This window comes from Bradyrhizobium sp. 1, from assembly GCF_023073315.1.
GTDB lineage: Bacteria > Pseudomonadota > Alphaproteobacteria > Rhizobiales > Xanthobacteraceae > Bradyrhizobium.
Genome location: NZ_JADPJH010000039.1, coordinates 57,540 through 73,668, shown reverse-complemented (window position 1 = coordinate 73,668; position 16,129 = coordinate 57,540). Strand labels below are relative to the sequence as shown.

At 64.3% G+C, this 16,129-nt stretch carries 13 protein-coding genes; 9 read left to right on the top strand and 4 right to left on the bottom strand.

The features are described 5' to 3' along the window. Nucleotides 1-82 precede the first annotated feature (82 nt). The 9 genes from IVB29_RS37445 (at nt 83) to IVB29_RS37405 (ending at nt 9,800) form a co-directional block, all read left to right on the top strand. Entirely contained in the window at nt 83-1,345 is a 1,263-nt protein-coding gene (locus IVB29_RS37445) for a D-alanyl-D-alanine carboxypeptidase family protein (protein WP_247508449.1), read from the top strand. A 2-nt stretch (nt 1,346-1,347) separates the two neighbouring features. Next, nucleotides 1,348-2,034 carry a dTMP kinase gene (gene tmk / locus IVB29_RS37440; protein WP_247508448.1) on the top strand — a complete coding sequence of 229 codons (687 nt, stop codon included), beginning with the start codon at nt 1,348-1,350 and terminating at the stop codon, nt 2,032-2,034. After that, nucleotides 2,031-3,077, top strand: a complete 1,047-nt coding sequence (locus tag IVB29_RS37435; RefSeq protein WP_247508447.1) for a DNA polymerase III subunit delta' — start codon at nt 2,031-2,033, stop codon at nt 3,075-3,077. The genes tmk and IVB29_RS37435 overlap by 4 nt, the downstream gene beginning before the upstream one ends. Before the next feature lie 44 nt (nt 3,078-3,121). Next, nucleotides 3,122-5,116 (top strand): methionine--tRNA ligase, encoded by a 1,995-nt coding sequence (gene metG, locus IVB29_RS37430; RefSeq protein ID WP_247508446.1) that lies wholly within the window; start codon nt 3,122-3,124, stop codon nt 5,114-5,116. A gap of 12 nt (nt 5,117-5,128) precedes the next feature. After that, the gene (locus tag IVB29_RS37425; protein WP_247508445.1) at nt 5,129-5,905 is read left to right on the top strand and encodes a TatD family hydrolase; all 777 of its coding nucleotides are present in this window, start codon (nt 5,129-5,131) and stop codon (nt 5,903-5,905) included. Nucleotides 5,906-5,918: 13 nt separating this feature from the next. Continuing rightward, nucleotides 5,919-6,716: an MBL fold metallo-hydrolase gene (locus IVB29_RS37420; protein ID WP_247508444.1), complete on the top strand. Its 798-nt coding sequence runs from the start codon at nt 5,919-5,921 to the stop codon at nt 6,714-6,716. Nucleotides 6,717-6,866: 150 nt separating this feature from the next. Next, nucleotides 6,867-7,466 (top strand): TRAP transporter small permease, encoded by a 600-nt coding sequence (locus IVB29_RS37415; RefSeq protein WP_247508610.1) that lies wholly within the window; start codon nt 6,867-6,869, stop codon nt 7,464-7,466. Between the two features lie 2 nt (nt 7,467-7,468). Next, complete coding sequence (locus tag IVB29_RS37410) at nt 7,469-8,782, top strand: TRAP transporter large permease subunit (protein WP_247508443.1); 1,314 nt, start codon at nt 7,469-7,471, stop codon at nt 8,780-8,782. A 40-nt stretch (nt 8,783-8,822) separates the two neighbouring features. Next, a complete protein-coding gene (locus tag IVB29_RS37405) occupies nt 8,823-9,800 on the top strand; it encodes a TRAP transporter substrate-binding protein (RefSeq protein ID WP_247508442.1) in 978 nt (325 codons plus the stop codon). 81 nt (nt 9,801-9,881) lie between these two features. Here IVB29_RS37405 and IVB29_RS37400 read toward each other — a convergent pair whose 3' ends face one another. The 4 genes from IVB29_RS37400 to IVB29_RS37385 all read right to left on the bottom strand — a co-directional run bounded on the left by IVB29_RS37400 (nt 9,882) and on the right by IVB29_RS37385 (nt 16,099). Continuing rightward, the gene (locus tag IVB29_RS37400; protein ID WP_247508441.1) at nt 9,882-11,255 is read right to left on the bottom strand and encodes an autotransporter outer membrane beta-barrel domain-containing protein; all 1,374 of its coding nucleotides are present in this window, start codon (nt 11,253-11,255) and stop codon (nt 9,882-9,884) included. A gap of 236 nt (nt 11,256-11,491) precedes the next feature. Further along, nucleotides 11,492-13,141 carry an acyl-CoA synthetase gene (locus tag IVB29_RS37395; RefSeq protein WP_247508440.1) on the bottom strand — a complete coding sequence of 550 codons (1,650 nt, stop codon included), beginning with the start codon at nt 13,139-13,141 and terminating at the stop codon, nt 11,492-11,494. 21 nt (nt 13,142-13,162) lie between these two features. Continuing rightward, nucleotides 13,163-15,052, bottom strand: a complete 1,890-nt coding sequence (locus tag IVB29_RS37390) for a TRAP transporter large permease subunit (RefSeq protein ID WP_247508439.1) — start codon at nt 15,050-15,052, stop codon at nt 13,163-13,165. 15 nt (nt 15,053-15,067) lie between these two features. Then, nucleotides 15,068-16,099: a TRAP transporter substrate-binding protein gene (locus IVB29_RS37385; protein ID WP_247508438.1), complete on the bottom strand. Its 1,032-nt coding sequence runs from the start codon at nt 16,097-16,099 to the stop codon at nt 15,068-15,070. Nucleotides 16,100-16,129: the final 30 nt, after the last annotated feature.

Sequence of the window (16,129 nt, the reverse complement as noted above, 5' to 3'; positions counted from 1 at the left end):
CGTGCAATCTCGGGTTCCGGCTGCCAGCCTCTGTTGTTCGCGCCGGTTCCTGCTGTTAGAACGCCGCTCTCAGGGCTTGGCCATGGCATTTCGTCTTTTTCCGCTCCATCGCACCCGGCTCACCGCCGGCGCACTGGCGCGCGGGCTGATCGCGGCAATCCTGGTGGCGGGCATCGGCTGGGGCGGGGCGCTCTACGCCGCCAACCAGAGCGTCCAGGGCGCCAAGAAGGCGGAAGAGTCCGGTTTTGACGGCGACGCGCCGACCGCCATTTTGATCGAGGCGTCCAGCGGCAGCGTGCTGTTCGAGAAGAACGCCGATGAGCTACGCGCGCCCTCCAGCATGATGAAGCTGATGACGGCCGAAGTCGTCTTCAACGCCATCAAGAAGGGCGACATCAAGCTGACCGACGAATACCGGATCAGCGAGAACGCCTGGCGCAAGGGCGGAGCGCCGTCGGGCACCTCGACCATGTTCGCGGCCATCAACAGCAAGGTCTCGGTCGACGATCTCCTGCACGGCGCCATCATTCCGAGCGGCAACGACGCCTGCATCGCGCTGGCTGAAGCCATGGCCGGCAACGAGCGGATTTTCGCCGCCGACTTCATGACCAAGCGCGCCCGCGAGCTCGGCATGCCGAAGTCCACCTTCGGCAATTCCAACGGCCTGCCCGACCCCGGCAACAAGATGACCGTGCGCGAGCTCGGCATCCTCGCCCGGCACATCATCTTGGACTTCCCCGAATTCTACAAACTGTTCGGCGAGAAGGAATTCACCTGGAACAAGATCCGCCAGCCGAACCGCAATCCGTTGCTGAATTCAATGGAAGGCGCTGACGGCCTGAAGACCGGGTTCACCAAGGAAGGCGGCTACGGCATGGTGGGCTCTGCCGTGCAGAACGGCACGCGGCTGATCGTCGTCATCAATGGGCTCGAAGACCCCGAGGACCGCGCCACCGAAGCCAAGAAGATGCTGGAATGGGGCTTTCGCAATTTCGAGACCCGCACGTTGATCGCGGCCGACCAGCCGGTCGGCTACGCCAAAGTGTTCGGCGGCGAGAGCCGCTCGGTGAAGCTCGTCGCGAAAGATCCCGTGAAGGTGATGGTGCACAAGAACGGCAGCGACAAGTTGATTGCGCGCGTGGTCTATAGCGGCCCGGTGCGCGCCCCGGTCGAGGCTGGCCAGAAGGTCGGCGTGGTCAAGGTCTGGCGCAGCGGCAACATCGCGGTGGAGACACCGGTCTATGCGGCCGATGCGATCGGCACCGGCTCGACAGTACGGCGCGCGATCGACGGCGCCAGCGAGCTCGTGATCGGCATGTTCCGCGCGGGCGCCGAGAAGCTCTGATCATGAGTGAAAGTGCGGGACAGCGGCGGTCCGGACGCGGACGTTTCATCACCTTTGAAGGCGGTGAGGGGACGGGTAAGTCGACCCAGATCAAGAAGCTCGCCGACCGCCTGAAAGCGGCGAGGATGCGCACGCTCGTCACGCGCGAGCCCGGCGGCTCGCCGGGTGCCGAGATCATGCGCTATCTGGTTCTGTCGGGCATGGGCAAGCTGCTCGGGCCTGAGGCCGAGACGCTGCTGTTTGCCGCCGCGCGCGACGACCATGTCCGCACCGTGATCCAGCCCGCGCTCAATCGAGGCGCCTGGGTGCTGTGCGATCGTTTTACCGACTCGACGCACGCCTATCAGGGTAGCCTCGGCAGCGTCCCAATCGGTCTCATCAATGCGATGCAGCGGGTCACGATCGGCGATTTGAAGCCGGATCTCACCATCATCCTGGACCTGCCGGTCGAGATCGGCCTGCAGCGCGCCGCCGTGCGGCGCGGCAGCGCCACGCCGGACAGGTTCGAGGGCGAAAAGCTCGGCTTCCACGAGGGCCTGCGCGAGGCTTATCGCAAGATCGCGGCGGACGAGCCTTCGCGTTGCGTGCTGATCGACGCCAATTCCGATCCTGACACGGTCGCGGGGCGCGTCTGGACGGCGCTGCGCGAGCGTCTGCTTCCGACGCCAGCCTCGGTGCTGTCGGTATGAGCCCGCGTCAGGCCGAGCGCGAGAGCGCGATTCCGCATCCGCGCGAGACGTCAAGACTGTTCGGCCATCGCGAGGCCGAGATGGCGCTGCTGACGGCCTATCGCAGCGGCCGCATCCCGCATGCCTGGCTGATCGGCGGCCCGCAGGGCATCGGCAAGGCGACGCTGGCCTATCGCATGGCGCGCTTCGTGCTTGCGCACGGCCAGCCACTGGCACCTGCCGTGCAGAGCGCCGAAGATCTCGCGATCAATCCTGATGACGCCGTGGCGCGGCAGGTCGCGGCTGGCTCGCATGGCGGTCTTTTGACGCTGGAGCGCACCGCCAACGACCGCGGCGTGATGCGCACCGTGATCACCGTGGACGAGACGCGCGAGACGATCGGCTTCTTCGGCTCGACCGCGGCGGCCGAAGGCTGGCGTGTCTGTATCGTTGATACCGTCGACGAGCTCAATCCGAACGCGGCCAACGCGCTGCTGAAAATCCTGGAGGAGCCGCCGCAGCAATCGCTGTTCCTGCTGGTGAGCCACGCGCCGGCCCGCGTGCTCGCCACAATTCAGTCACGTTGCCGCAAGCTGCGCCTGCGGCCGCTCGGAACGGACGAGGTGATCAGCGCCGCGGCTTCGGCGGCTGACGTGGCTCCGACGGACCTCGCCCTGCGCGAAGCGGCGGAGGCCTCCGAGGGCAGCGTCGCGCGGGCCCTGACGCTGCTCGGCGGGGACGCGTTGAAACTCCAGCAGCGCACGGCGTCGCTGCTTGCGCGACTGCCACAAGTCGATCCGCGCGAGTTGCACACGCTCGGCGAATCGCTGGGGACCAGCGACCGCGTCGCGCTCGCGGCCTTCATCGACGGCATCGATCGCTGGATTGCGGAACGCCTGCATGCGGACGAGGCCAACGCCAACCAGAACCTGCCGCGCCTTGCGCGCCTAGCTGAGGTATGGGAAAAGATCGTCCGCGCCGCGCGCGACACCGAAACCTACAATCTGGAGCGAAAGCCCTTGGTTTTCTCGGTGTTCGGCTGGCTGGCGGACGCAACGCGCTAGGCGCATTTGTTTCCAAATTTGAGAATCCGGTAAAGGAATTCGTCGTGGCAACGCGAGCTAAGAAAACCGCTAAGGGCAAGAAGACGGCTGCGAAGAAGGCCGTCAAGAAAGCCGCGAAAAAGGCTGTGAAGGCGCGCGCGTCCAAGTCCGCCAAGAAGGTCAAGAAATCCAAGAAGGCTGCCGCCAAGAAGGGCGTGAAGAAGGGCGCTGCGAAGACGTCGAAGAAGGTCGGCAAAAGGGCTGCGAAGAAGCAGGTCGTCGCCAAGAAGCCCCCGAAGAAAACAGCCGCCGCAAAGCCAGCCAAGACTCCGGCGAAGAAGGCGACTCCGGCGACGAAGGTGGCTCCGGTGAAGAAGGTAGCCAAGAAGGCCGCAGCGCCTGCTGTGATTGCCGCGCCGACTCCTGTCGTCACGCCGCCTAAGGTCGTGAAGCCGAAGGTGTCAAAACCCAAAGCGCCGCCTGCGCCGAAGGCCGTTGCGCCCGTTGCTGCCCCTGCGCGCGACAACGCTTTCTACATCACGACCGCGATCGCCTATCCCAACGGCAGCCCGCATATCGGTCACGCCTATGAGGCGATTGCGACCGACGTGCTGGCGCGCTTTGCGCGGCTCGACGGCAAGGACGTGTTCTTTCTGACCGGCACCGACGAGCACGGTTTGAAGATGGTCCAGACCGCACAGAATGAGGGCCTGACACCCGCCGCGCTCGCGACCCGCAATGCCGCTCGCTTCAAGGAGATGGACGAGCGTTTGAACGTGTCGTTCGACCGCTTCATCCGTACCACCGAGGAGCAGCACCATCGCTCGACCCAGGAAATCTGGCGGCGCATGGAAGCGAACGGCGACATCTATGCCGACGTCTATTCCGGCTGGTACTCGGTCCGGGACGAGGCCTATTACGCCGAGGACGAGACGCGCCTGAACGACGATGGTGTGCGCCTCGGCCCACAGGGCACGCCGGTGAGCTGGGTCGACGAGAAGAGCTATTTCTTCCGCCTGTCGTCCTATCAGGACAAGCTGCTCAAGCTCTACGAGGACAAACCGGATTTCATCGGTCCGGACTCGCGCCGCAACGAGGTGGTGAGCTTCGTCAAGGGCGGCCTGCGCGATCTCTCGATCTCGCGCACCACCTTCGACTGGGGCGTGAAAGTGCCCGGCGACGAAGAGCACGTGATGTATGTCTGGGTCGACGCGCTCACCAACTACATCACCGGCGTCGGCTTCCCGGACGAAAGCGACGACAACTGGCGCCACTGGCCAGCGGACGTGCACATCATCGGCAAGGACATCATCCGCTTCCACGCGGTGTACTGGCCCGCGTTCCTGCTGTCGGCCGGAATCCCGCTACCGAAGCGGGTTTATGCCCACGGCTTCCTGTTCAGCAGGGGCGAGAAGATGTCGAAGTCGGTCGGCAACGTCGTCGATCCCTTCAACCTCGCCGACCAGTACGGCGTCGACCAGATGCGCTATTTCTTCCTGCGCGAGGTGCCGTTCGGCCAGGACGGCAACTACAATCACGAGGCCATCGTCGCGCGCATCAATGCCGATCTCGCCAACGATCTCGGCAATCTCGCGCAACGCTCGCTGTCGATGGTCGCCAAACAGCTCGGCGGCGTGCTGCCGGAGCCGGGCGAGTTCAGCGACAACGACAAGGCGATTTTGGCGATGGCCGACGGCATGCTCGCAGCGAGCCGCGAGGCGATGGCGACGCAGCAGATCCATCATTGGCTCAACGCCGTGTGGGCCGTGGTTGCGGAGGCCAACCGCTATTTCGCGGGCGAGGCGCCGTGGGCGCTGGCCAAGACCGATCCTGCAAGGCAGAAGACGGTGCTCTACGTCACCGCCGAGGTCGTGCGCCAGATCGCGATCCTGGCCCAGCCGGCGATGCCGACCGCATCTGGCTTGCTGCTCGACAGCCTCGGTGTGCCCGCGGGCGAGCGCAATTTCGCGATGCTCGGCGGAGACAAGCGCATTGCGCCGGGCTCGACGCTGCCGGCGCCGACGCCGGCGTTCCCGCGCTATATCGAGCCGGCGGCATAAGGCGTTCGGGCGATGCTGGTCGACAGTCACTGCCATCTGGATTTTCCAGACTTTGCGGAAGATCTCCACGGGATCGTGTCGCGCGCGCGTGCGGCCGGCCTCAAGCGCATGGTCACGATCTCGACGCGGGTGCGAAAGCTCGATCAGCTTCTCGCCATCGCCGAGCGCTTCGATGACGTCTATTGCTCGGTCGGCACCCATCCGCACAATGCGGATGAGGAGGACGGCATCTCGCCGGACGAGCTGATCGCGCTGACGCAGCATCCGAAGGTCGTCGCACTCGGCGAAGCCGGGCTCGACTATTTCTATGACGACGGCTCGCCCGAGGCGCAGGCGAGGGGCTTTCGTGCCCACATCGCCGCCGCTCGGGCCACCGGCCTGCCGCTGGTGATCCATACTCGTGAGGCCGACGAGGATTGCGCCCGCATCCTGGAGGAGGAGGCGGCCAAGGGATCCTTTAGTGCCGTGCTGCATTGTTACACCGGCGGGCGCGAACTGGCGCTGAAGGCGGTATCGCTCGGGCTCTATATCGGCTTCACGGGCATTCTGACCTTCAAGAAGTCGGAGGCCCTGCGCGCGCTCGCGGCCGAACTGCCGTCTGACCGTATTCTGGTTGAAACAGATTCGCCCTATCTTGCACCCGGCAAGTTTCGGGGCAAACGCAACGAGCCGGCCTATGTGGTCGAGGTCGCCAAGGTGCTTGCCGAAACCCGCGGCGGGTCCCTTGAAGAGATTTCTCGCCAGACCACCGACAATTTCTTCCGCCTGTTCTCCAAGGTGAAAGCTTGAGACTGGACGCCGCATGACGCTGACGCTGACGATCCTGGGCTGCGGCTCCTCTGCCGGCGTGCCTCGCCCGGCACTCGGCTGGGGCGCCTGCGACCCCAACAATCCGAAAAATCGCCGCCGCCGCTGCTCGATGATGGTTGAACAGACGACGAGCCACGGCACCACGCGTATCGTGATCGACACCTCGCCCGATCTGCGCGAGCAGCTCATCGATACCAATGTCGATCATATCGATGCGGTGTTCCTGACGCATGAGCATGCCGACCAGACCCACGGCATGGACGATCTGCGCTCGGTCGTGCTCCATATGCGCAAGCGCATTCCGGTTTATTTCAATCAGTCGACCGCGAAAGACATCATGGCGCGGTTCTCCTATTGCTTCATCTCCCCGGAAGGCAGCGACTATCCGCCGATCTTGAGCCGTCATTCGATCGAGGCCGGAGGGACGCAGATCATCGGCGGCAAGGGGGGCGACGTCTCGATGACGGCCTTCCTGGTCCAGCACGGCCAGATTCCCGCGCTGGGCTATCGCATCGGCAATGCCGCCTACACGCCCGATCTCAACGACATCCCCCCCGAGAGTTTTGGCGCGCTGGAAAACCTCGATCTCTGGATCGTCGACGGCTTGCGCTACCAGAGCCACTCCAGCCATTTCAGCATCAGCGACGCGCTGTCCTGGATCGAGCGCTTCAAGCCGAAGCGTGCGGTGATCACCAACATGACGGCTGATGTCGACTACGAGGTCATCCGGCAGTCGCTGCCATCAGGCGTGATACCGGCCTATGATGGTTTGCAACTCGATACGCACTGAGCGTATCCAGCGGAAATTTCGTCGCAGACCGGCATGCTCCTTGCTTTCGCGAACCCCATCGTGTTGGTCTAACGTCTCAAAGACAGGCGTTGAATGGAGGCGATAATCAACCGAGGCTATCGCCGGGCTTGATTGAGCCGCAAGATGAGGATGGGGGCCGCGTTGGCAGGGGACGGCAACGACGGAAAGGCTGTAGGGGTGGTCCGACGCGTTCTGGATCTGCTCTATCTCGGTGCGGGCTACGCCGCCGGCGTCTTCCTGTTCGCGATCTTCGCCATCATGATGGTCATGTCGATCGGGCGGCAGTTTGCGCTCAACATCCCGGCTGGGGATGATTTTGCATCGTGGTGCATGGCGGCGATGGCGTTTCTGGGCCTCGCCCATACCTTCAAGCGCGGCGAGATGATCCGGGTTGGCCTGCTGCTGGAGCGCTTGCACGGGCGGAGCAAGCAGATCGCGGAGATCGTGGCGCTCGGCATTGCGGCGGCCTTTGTTCTCTACTTCACCCGGCATGCGGTGCAGATGACTTACGACTCCTGGCGCTTCAACGACGTGGCGCAGGGCGTGGTCGCGCTGCCGCTCTGGATTCCCCAACTCGGCTTTGCCGGCGGTCTCGTGATCCTGTCGATCGCGCTGATCGATGAAATGGTCAATGTCATCGGCGGCAACCGCCCGAGCTACGAGAGGGGCTCGCCGGACGAGACGCCGGATGAATTCATCGAACGTATCTCGCAGGGCGGCGGCGGTTGACCATGGCCAATCTCGGCATGATCGAGCTGTCGTTCATCCTCCTCGGGGTCATGATCCTGCTGCTAGGAAGCGGTATCTGGATCGCAGTTTCGCTCGGACTCGTCGGTTTCGTGGCGATGGCGTTGACCACGAGCCTGCCGCTCGGCTCGGTGCTTGCGACCACCACCTGGAGCGCGAGCGCGTCATGGACGCTCGCGGCATTGCCGCTGTTCATCTGGATGGGCGAGATCCTGTTTCGAACGAAACTGTCGGAAGAGATGTTCCGCGGACTCTCGCCCTGGGTCCAGTGGCTGCCGGGGCGCCTGACCCATGTCAACGTGATCGGCTGCGGTATCTTTGCGGCGGTGTCGGGGTCCTCGGCCGCGACCTGTGCGACCATTGGCAAGATCGCACTGCCCGAACTCGACAAGCGCGGCTATGACAAGGGCCTCAGCCTCGGCTCGCTGGCGGGCTCCGGCACGCTCGGCCTGCTGATTCCGCCGTCCATCCCGATGGTCGTCTATGCGGTGACGGCGAACGTGTCCGTGCTTCAGGTGTTCCTCGGCGGCTTCCTGCCGGGCGTGCTCGTGATGGTGCTCTATTCCGGCTACATCATCATCTGGTCGCTGCTCAATCCAAAGAAGGTCCCACCGCGCGACCCGCCGATGCCGTTTCGGAAGAAGCTGCAGGAGTCCGCCAAGCTCGCCCCCTGCCTGCTTCTCATCCTGGCCGTCTTCCTCTCGCTCGTGCTGGGCTTTGCGACTGCGACCGAATGTGCCGCGTGGGGCGTCAGCGGCGCACTGCTGCTGGCGTGGTGGAGCCGCACGCTCACGCGCAAGAATTTCTTCGAGAGCATCATGAGCGCGACGCGCCTGACCTGCATGATCATGCTGATCTTGGCAGGCGCTGCCTACACGACGGCAGCGATGGCCTATACGGGCATTCCGGCTGCGCTCGCCACCTGGGTCCAGGGCCAGCAGCTCACGCCGGGCATGCTCGCGCTCTATCTGAGCATCATGTACATCATTCTGGGATGCCTGATCGACGGCATCTCGATGATCGTGTTGACCGCGGTCATCGTGCTGCCGATGGTCAAGCAGGCCGGGCTCGATCTGGTCTGGTTCGGCGTCTATCTCATCATCCACGTCGAGATGGCGCAGATCACGCCGCCGGTCGGCTTCAACCTGTTCGTGCTCCAGAACATGAGCGGCCGCGACACCATCACCGTGGCGCGGGCGGCATTCCCGTTCTTCGTTCTGCTGCTAGCCGCCGTATTCATCATCACCGAATATCCGCAGATCGTGTTGTTTCTGCCCAAGCTCGCCTTTCCTGATTGATCGCACCAGGCTTTCGAAATTGACCGTGAGGAGAAGTACAATGACGTCTCATTTGCTGCGCGCAGGCCTGATCGCAGGCGCCGTCTTGGCCGCTACGCCTGCTTTTGCCCAGACCAAATGGAATTTGCCGGCGGCATACCCGTCGGACAATCCCCATTCGGAGAATCTGGTCGCCTTCGCCAAGGACGTCGAAGCCGCCACGTCCGGAAAGCTCCTGATCACCGTTCATCCGAACGCTTCGCTGTTCAAGGCGCCCGACATCAAGCGCGCGGTCGTGACCGGGCAGGCGCAAATGGGCGAACTGCTGCTGTCGATCCATGAAAACGAGGATCCCGTCTTCGGGATCGACGTCGTGCCATTTCTCGCGACCAGCTTCGCAGATTCCATGAAGCTGTATCAGGCCTCGAAACCAGCGATTGCGAAGAAACTCGATGCGCAGGGCATCAAGCTGCTCTTTGCCGTGCCGTGGGCGCCGCAGGGCGTGTATGTCAACAAGCCGCTCGCGACGATCGAGGACATGAAGGGCCTGAAATGGCGTGCCTACAACGTCGGAACAGCTCGTATCGGCGAACTGGTCGGCGCCCAGTCGGTGACGATCCAGGCCGCCGAACTGCCGCAGGCGCTCGCCACCGGCGTGGTGAATTCCTTCATGTCGTCGGGCGGCACGGGCTATGATTCCAAGGCCTGGGAGTCACTGAAATATTTCTATGATGTACAGGCGTGGATCCCGAAGGACTACACCTTCGTCAACAAGGCTGCGTTCGAGGCGCTCGACAAGCCCACGCAGGATGCCATCCTCAAGGCTGCTGCCACTGCGGAAGCACGCGGCTGGAAGGCCTGGGAAGAGAAGGCGAATTGGTATCTCGCCCAGCTCAAGGCCAAGGGCATGGCGGTCGAGCCGCCGAGCCCGGCGTTGAAGGCCGGCTTCCAGAAGATCGGCGAGCAGCTCACCGCCGACTGGCTCAAGAAAACGGGCGCTGACGGCCAGGCGTTGATCGACGCCTACAAGAAGATGTGAGGACGCGGAGGACTTTCGTCCGCTGCGTGCGAGCGGGCGGAGGCCTCTTGCGCGCTCGCCTCCATCAACAGGATGGCGGGATCACCAGGCGTAGCGCAGCGCGGCCTTACCGGTATAGGAGCGCACCAGGCTCGAGACTTCGCTGTCGAAATTCATTGCTGCGGACCAGCCGTTCAGGTCGCGCAGCTCGAACGCAACGCCCGTCAGTGCCGCGTTTGGCGCCAGTGCCGTGCCGCCGACGATAAAGCCCTGACCGGGCAGGGACTGGAACGCGGCCGGAATCGACTGCCCCGTGCTGAAATCATGCGACCAGGCCAGCCGTCCGCGCACGTTCATCACGCTTCCAAGCAGCGCAAAGGAAGTACTCGTGCGCAGGCCGAGCTCGCCGCGGGTATCGGTGAAACTGTCGCTGCCGGGCGTGGCCGCTGACGCATCGGCGGCGTAGGCCGGTTGCGCTGCATTCGAGGGGAGGCGGAAGGCGGTGATCTGCGCCGCTGCGTAGGGGGTGATGCCGAGCCAGGGCACGGCAAAACGATAGCCGCCTTCGAGCCGGCCGGAATAGGCGTTGGCGTTGACGGCGGCGTTGAGCTGACCGGTGCCGGCCCGTGACACCTGATAATCGCCGGTGATGGCCTGCCAGCCGTAAGCGAGGGCGGAGGCGATATAGGCCGATCCAATTGAATGCCGGGCGAAGGCGCCCGCCTGAAACAGGTCGGAGCGGCCGCTGGAAAAATTGTTGGCAAAGCCGGTGCCGCCGCCGGCGAGCGCAAAGCCCATCTGCGTCCGCGGCGAGGGCGAATAGTCGGCGCCGACGACGGTCCCAAAGCTCCGGTTGGCCGAGCCGCTGCCGTCGGTCGATAGCTGCGAGCTGCCGAAGCCGGCGGCCCAGACGCTCCACTGCGCCGCCGCGAGTGACGGTCTGCCGTAGGTCGCCGCATAGGCTTCGCGTCCGATGCCGCCATGCGTGCGGTCGCTGCCGATATCGGCATAAGCCGCGAGCTCTGCATCGAACTCGGCAGGGCCAATGCCGCGGCCGTCGATGGCGGGATCAAGCAGGGCTTGCGTGAACTGAGTCATCGCCAGAAACGTGGCCTGCGCCGTCTCGGTGTGCGTAGCGCCATCGGAGCCTCCGCCAAAGGCCTGCCGCATGCCGAACCGCGCCGCGCCGGCAAGGCCGGGCGGCTCGGCGTTCCAGCCATAGTTCGGCTGCATGCCGCTTGCGCCACCATTACCGTTGCCGAACGGGAGGCCGCCAAAACCGGGGGCTTGAGGGCCGCCGAACATGGCGCCACCGATGCCGCCAAAATTGTTGCCATTTCTCGGGGCGCTCGGACCAGGCGGGCCAAAATTCTCAGTGGCTCCGAACGCGCCGAACTCGCGCGTGACCTGCGCCTCCGCTGCGTTGGGCAGCAGCAGTCCGGCCGTCAATATCAGCAGCGCCAGACGCGCACGCACGTCTGCGCTCAAGACACAAACCGCATGAAGCGCCCCAACCGCGCCGGACTCCGGCCGCGCAGTCCGCGCGGCGAATCAATTGGAATCAGCGAATCCGACGATGCGGAATCGTAAGTGTGTCTCTAACGTTTTCCAATCTTTTCTTGTCGTGTCCCGATGTCGTCGAACATGCGCGATCGATTTCGGGCAGTGCGCGAATGCAGCCTTGTTTCCAAATGTTTCTGAACGCGGTGAGCTCAGGCCGTAATCGCCTTCGCTGATCCCACCTCGTCGCGCAGCAGGAATTTCTGGATCTTGCCAGTCGACGTCTTCGGGATCGGTCCGAACATGATCGCTTTCGGCGTCTTGAAGCCGCTCATATGCGAACGGCAGAAGGCGATGATCTCGGCTTCGGTTGCGCTGGCGCCGTCCTTCAGCTCGACGAAGGCGCAGGGCACCTCGCCCCATTTCGGATCGGGCTTGGCGACCACGGCGGCGAACAGCACGGCCGGGTGCTTGTAGAGGATGTCCTCGACCTCGACGGATGAGATGTTCTCGCCGCCGGAGATGATGATGTCCTTGGAACGGTCCTTGATGATGATGTAGCCGTGCTCGTCGAGCACGCCGAGGTCGCCGGTGTGAAACCAGCCGCCCTCGAAGGCTTCCTTCGTCGCCTTCTCGTTCTTCAGGTATCCCTTCATCACGATATTGCCGCGGAACATGACCTCGCCGATGGTCTCGCCATCGCGCGGCACCTGTTGCATGGTCCGCGGATCGATGACGGTGACGCCTTCCTCGAGCGGGTAGGGCACGCCCTGCCGCCGCTTCATGCTGGCGCGCTCGGCGGCGGGCAGATCGTCCCAGCCGGGCTGCTCGGCGCAGACGGAGGCGGGGCCGTAGACCTCGGTGAGGCCGTAGACATGCGTCAGCTTGATGCCGATGTTTTCTGCGCCTTCGAGCACGGCGACAGGCGGCGCCGCGCCCGCGATCAGGCCGACGACGCGGCGTGCGGCATTTCCCTTCGGCGCATCGGGCGCGTTGATCAGCGTGTTGTAGACGATCGGCGCGCCGCACATGTGGGTGACGCCGTGCTGCTTGATCAGCTCGAAGATTTTTGTCGGCTCGACCTTGCGCAGGCAGACATTGATGCCGGCGGCGGCCGCGATGGTCCAGGGGAAGCACCAGCCGTTGCAATGGAACATCGGCAGCGTCCAGAGATAGACCGGATGCTGGCCGAGTTGGCCTGCAAGGATGTTGCTGACGGCGTTGAGATACGCACCGCGATGATGCGTGACGACGCCCTTGGGATTGCCCGTCGTGCCCGAAGTGTAGCTCAGCGCGATCGCGTCCCATTCGTCGTTTGGCGGGATCGCAGTGAAATCAGGATCGCCTTGCGCCAGCGCCGCCTCATATTCGATCTCGCCGATGCGCTTGCCGCCGTTGAAGGCGGCATCGTCGACGTCGATCACGAACGGCTTGGGTCCGGTCATCTGCGCCAGCGCCTCGGTGATCACGCCGGAAAATTCGGGATCGACCAGGATGATCTTGGCGCCGCCATGGTCGAGCTGGAATGCGATCGAGGGCGCATCGAGGCGGATGTTGAGCGCGTTGAGCACGGCGCCGCTCATCGGCACCGCAAAATGCACCTCGTTCATCGCGGGGATGTTCGGCAGCATCGCCGCCACGGTGTCGCCGACGCCGATGCCCTTGCCGGCGAGATACGACGCAAAGCGCTTGCAGCGCTCATGCGTCTGAGCCCACGTGAAGCTGCGGCCTTCATAGACCGTGCTGACATGATCGGGATAGACCGCGGCGCTGCGCGCGAGGAAGCTCAGCGGGGTCAGCGGCACGTAATTGGCTTGCGTCTTGTCGAGGCCGATATTGTACGGGTTCTGCCGCTCACTCATCGACATCCTCCTTAAACCGCGTCAAAGAAATCCGATCGAGATCCAGGGGAAGACCGCGACGACGATCAATCCCACCAGCAACGCCAGCAGATAGCCCCAGATCGGCCTGATGCCTTCGGCCGGGTCGACGCGTCCGATGGCGCAGGCCGCATAATAGCCGACGCCGAACGGCGGGGCGAATAGCCCGATACCCATGGCCAGAATGATCACCATCGCATAGTGCACCTCGTGCACGCCGACGGCGCGGGCGATCGGAAACAACAGCGGCCCGAACAGTACGATCGCCGGGATGCCCTCCAGCACGCTGCCGAGGACGGTGAAGGCCAGGATGGAGACGGCGATGAAGGTCGCGGCTCCCCCCGGCAACCCCGTCATGGCCGCCGCCAGCGAGCGCGAGAAGCCGGATTGCGTCAGGCCCCACGCCATGCCGGTCGCCGTGCCGATGATCAGCAGGATCGCGCCCGACAGCGCGGCGGTCTCGACCAGCATCGGGAACAGCCGCCGCCAGTCGAAGCGGCGGTAGACCAGCAGGCCGACCAGGGCGCCATAGACGATGCCGATGGTGGAGACTTCGGTGGCGGTGGCGATGCCCTCGACCACGGCGTAGCGGATCACGAAGGGCAGCGCGAGCGCGGGCAGGGCGACGATGAAGCTCTTGCCGATCTCGCTCGTATTGGCGCGGCGCACATGGCTCATGTCCTCATGGCGGTAGCGCCACCACACCAGCATGCACAGCGTGACCGCGAGCACGACGCCGGGCAGCAGGCCTCCGGTGAACAGCGCCGCGATCGAGACGCCGGTGACCGAGCCGATCGTGATCAGCACGAGGCTCGGCGGGATGGTTTCGGTCTGCGCACCGGTTGCCGCAAGCAGCGCGACGAGATCGCCGGGCTTGGCGCCGCGCTGCTTCATCTCCGGGAACAGCACGGGGGCAACCGCGGCCATGTCGGCGGCCTTGGCGCCTGATATGCCTGAGACCAGGTACATGGCGCCGACCAGCACGTAATGCAGGCCGCCGCGGACATGCCCGAGCAGGCTCGCCAGGAACGCCACCATGGCGCGTGCCATGCCGGTCATCTCGATCAAGAGCCCCAGGAACACGAACAGGGGCACCGAGAGCAGGATCAGATGGCTCATGCCCTCGTCCATCCGACCGACCAGCACCATGACAGGCGTGCGCGTGGTCAGCGCGAGATAGCCGTAGATCGCAAGGCCAAAGCCGAACGCAATGGGAACGCCGGCAAAGACGCAGAAGCCCGCGACACCGACGAAGAAGATGACGAGGTTGATATTGCCGAGCGGCCGCAGATAAGGCTGCCCTAGCCAGAACAGGCCGACGATGATGGCAACTGTTATCGCGGCCGTCAGCACCATGCGGATATCGGCGGCGCGCAGCAGCCGTAGCAATGCGAACACCGCCATCAGGCAGATGCCGGCCGGCAGCGCCGCGGCGCGCCACATGTTGGAGATCTGGAGCGCCGGCGTGGTGATGAAGCTTTCCTCGTAGGCGTATTCGGCAGACGGCCAGACGATCAGCGTCAGAAACGCCAGCGCCGCGCAGGTCGCGACCATGTCGAGCCAGGCCCGCATCGCCGGCCTGGCGCTGGCGACAATCGCGGTCATGCGCATGTGCTCGGAGCGGCGGAATGCGACCGCCGCGCCAAGCATCGCCAGCCATAGGAACAGGATCGAGGCGAGTTCGTCCGACCAGATCAGCGGCCTGTGCACGCCGTAGCGCGCGACCACGCCGGCAAACAGGATCACGATCTCGGCGACCACCAGGATCGCCGCCGGGATCTCGACGGCGAGGCCGAGGATGCGCTCCAGCGAGGCCAGCAGTGAGGATCGGCGAGGGGGCTGAACAGCCACCTCGCCCACCAATTCGGTCACCTGAACCTCGACATGAGCCATGACGGCCCCAACGCGTTACGACAGCTTGCCGACGGCCTTCTCCAGGAGGTCCCAGGCCTGATCGCCATATTTGCCTTTCCACTCGGCATAGAAGCCGGCGGTGCGCAGCTTGTCGCGGAACGGCGCGACTGTGGGCTGGTTGAAGGTCAGGCCCTTGCCAGCGAGCTCCTGCTGGAGATTGGCGTTGAGCTTGGCGGTATCCTCACGCTCCTTGATCGCGGCGGCGTTGATGTTCTTGGCGACGATGGTGCGCACGTCCTCCGGCAAAGCGCTCCAGGCCTTGCGGTTGGCCAGGAACCAGAAGCCGTCCCACATGTGGTTGGTCAGCGAGCAGAACTTCTGGACCTCGTAGAGCTTGGCGGTCGAGATGATCGCCAGCGGGTTCTCCTGGCCCTCGACGATCCTGGTCTGGAGCGCGGAATAGACCTCGGCGAAATTGATCGAGGCGGGCGCTGCGTCGAACGCCTTGAACATCGAGGTCCACAGCGGTGACACCGGCACGCGGATCTTGAAACCCTTGAAATCATCAGGACCGGTGATCGGCCTGGACGAGGACGTGGTCTGGCGGAAGCCGTTGTCCCAAATCTTGTCCATGACCTCGAGCCCGGCCTTCTTGATCTCGCCGCGGACATGGGCGCCGAGATCGCCGTCCATGGCCTTCCAGACCGTGGGGTAGTCCGGGAACGCGAAGCCGATGCCGTTGATGGACGCCGCCGGCACCAGGGTCGACAGGATCAGGCCCGACAGCGTGAAGAACTCGACGCCGCCGGAACGGATCTGGCTCAGCATGTCGGTATCGGAACCGAGCTGGTTGTTCGGGAAGATCTGGAGGTCGAACTTGCCGTTGGTCTCGCTCTTGATCGCCGCCGCCATCTCCCGGGCGCGCACGTTCAGCGGATGGGTGTCCGGCAGGTTGTTGGCGTATTTGTAGGTGAACTCGGCGCTCTGGGCGCGAGCCACATGGGGCGCGCCAATGCCGCCCAGGACCGCGGTCGCGGCGGAGGCCTTGAGAAGCGTGCGTCGGGAAAAGCGCGTTGAAATGACCATGGGGTCTGCTTCCTCGGAAGGTTTGTTTTT

What these genes read in the sequence shown, in the direction of transcription:
- IVB29_RS37435 (WP_247508447.1), top strand. Translation starts at nt 2,031, where the DNA reads ATGAGCCCGCGTCAGGCCGAGCGCGAGAGCGCGATTCCGCATCCGCGC.
- IVB29_RS37390 (WP_247508439.1), bottom strand. Translation starts at nt 15,052, where the DNA reads ATGGCTCATGTCGAGGTTCAGGTGACCGAATTGGTGGGCGAGGTGGCT.
- IVB29_RS37420 (WP_247508444.1), top strand. Translation starts at nt 5,919, where the DNA reads ATGACGCTGACGCTGACGATCCTGGGCTGCGGCTCCTCTGCCGGCGTG.
- tmk (WP_247508448.1), top strand. Translation starts at nt 1,348, where the DNA reads ATGAGTGAAAGTGCGGGACAGCGGCGGTCCGGACGCGGACGTTTCATC.
- IVB29_RS37415 (WP_247508610.1), top strand. Translation starts at nt 6,867, where the DNA reads ATGGGGGCCGCGTTGGCAGGGGACGGCAACGACGGAAAGGCTGTAGGG.
- IVB29_RS37445 (WP_247508449.1), top strand. Translation starts at nt 83, where the DNA reads ATGGCATTTCGTCTTTTTCCGCTCCATCGCACCCGGCTCACCGCCGGC.
- IVB29_RS37410 (WP_247508443.1), top strand. Translation starts at nt 7,469, where the DNA reads ATGGCCAATCTCGGCATGATCGAGCTGTCGTTCATCCTCCTCGGGGTC.
- IVB29_RS37395 (WP_247508440.1), bottom strand. Translation starts at nt 13,141, where the DNA reads ATGAGTGAGCGGCAGAACCCGTACAATATCGGCCTCGACAAGACGCAA.
- IVB29_RS37405 (WP_247508442.1), top strand. Translation starts at nt 8,823, where the DNA reads ATGACGTCTCATTTGCTGCGCGCAGGCCTGATCGCAGGCGCCGTCTTG.
- IVB29_RS37385 (WP_247508438.1), bottom strand. Translation starts at nt 16,099, where the DNA reads ATGGTCATTTCAACGCGCTTTTCCCGACGCACGCTTCTCAAGGCCTCC.
- IVB29_RS37425 (WP_247508445.1), top strand. Translation starts at nt 5,129, where the DNA reads ATGCTGGTCGACAGTCACTGCCATCTGGATTTTCCAGACTTTGCGGAA.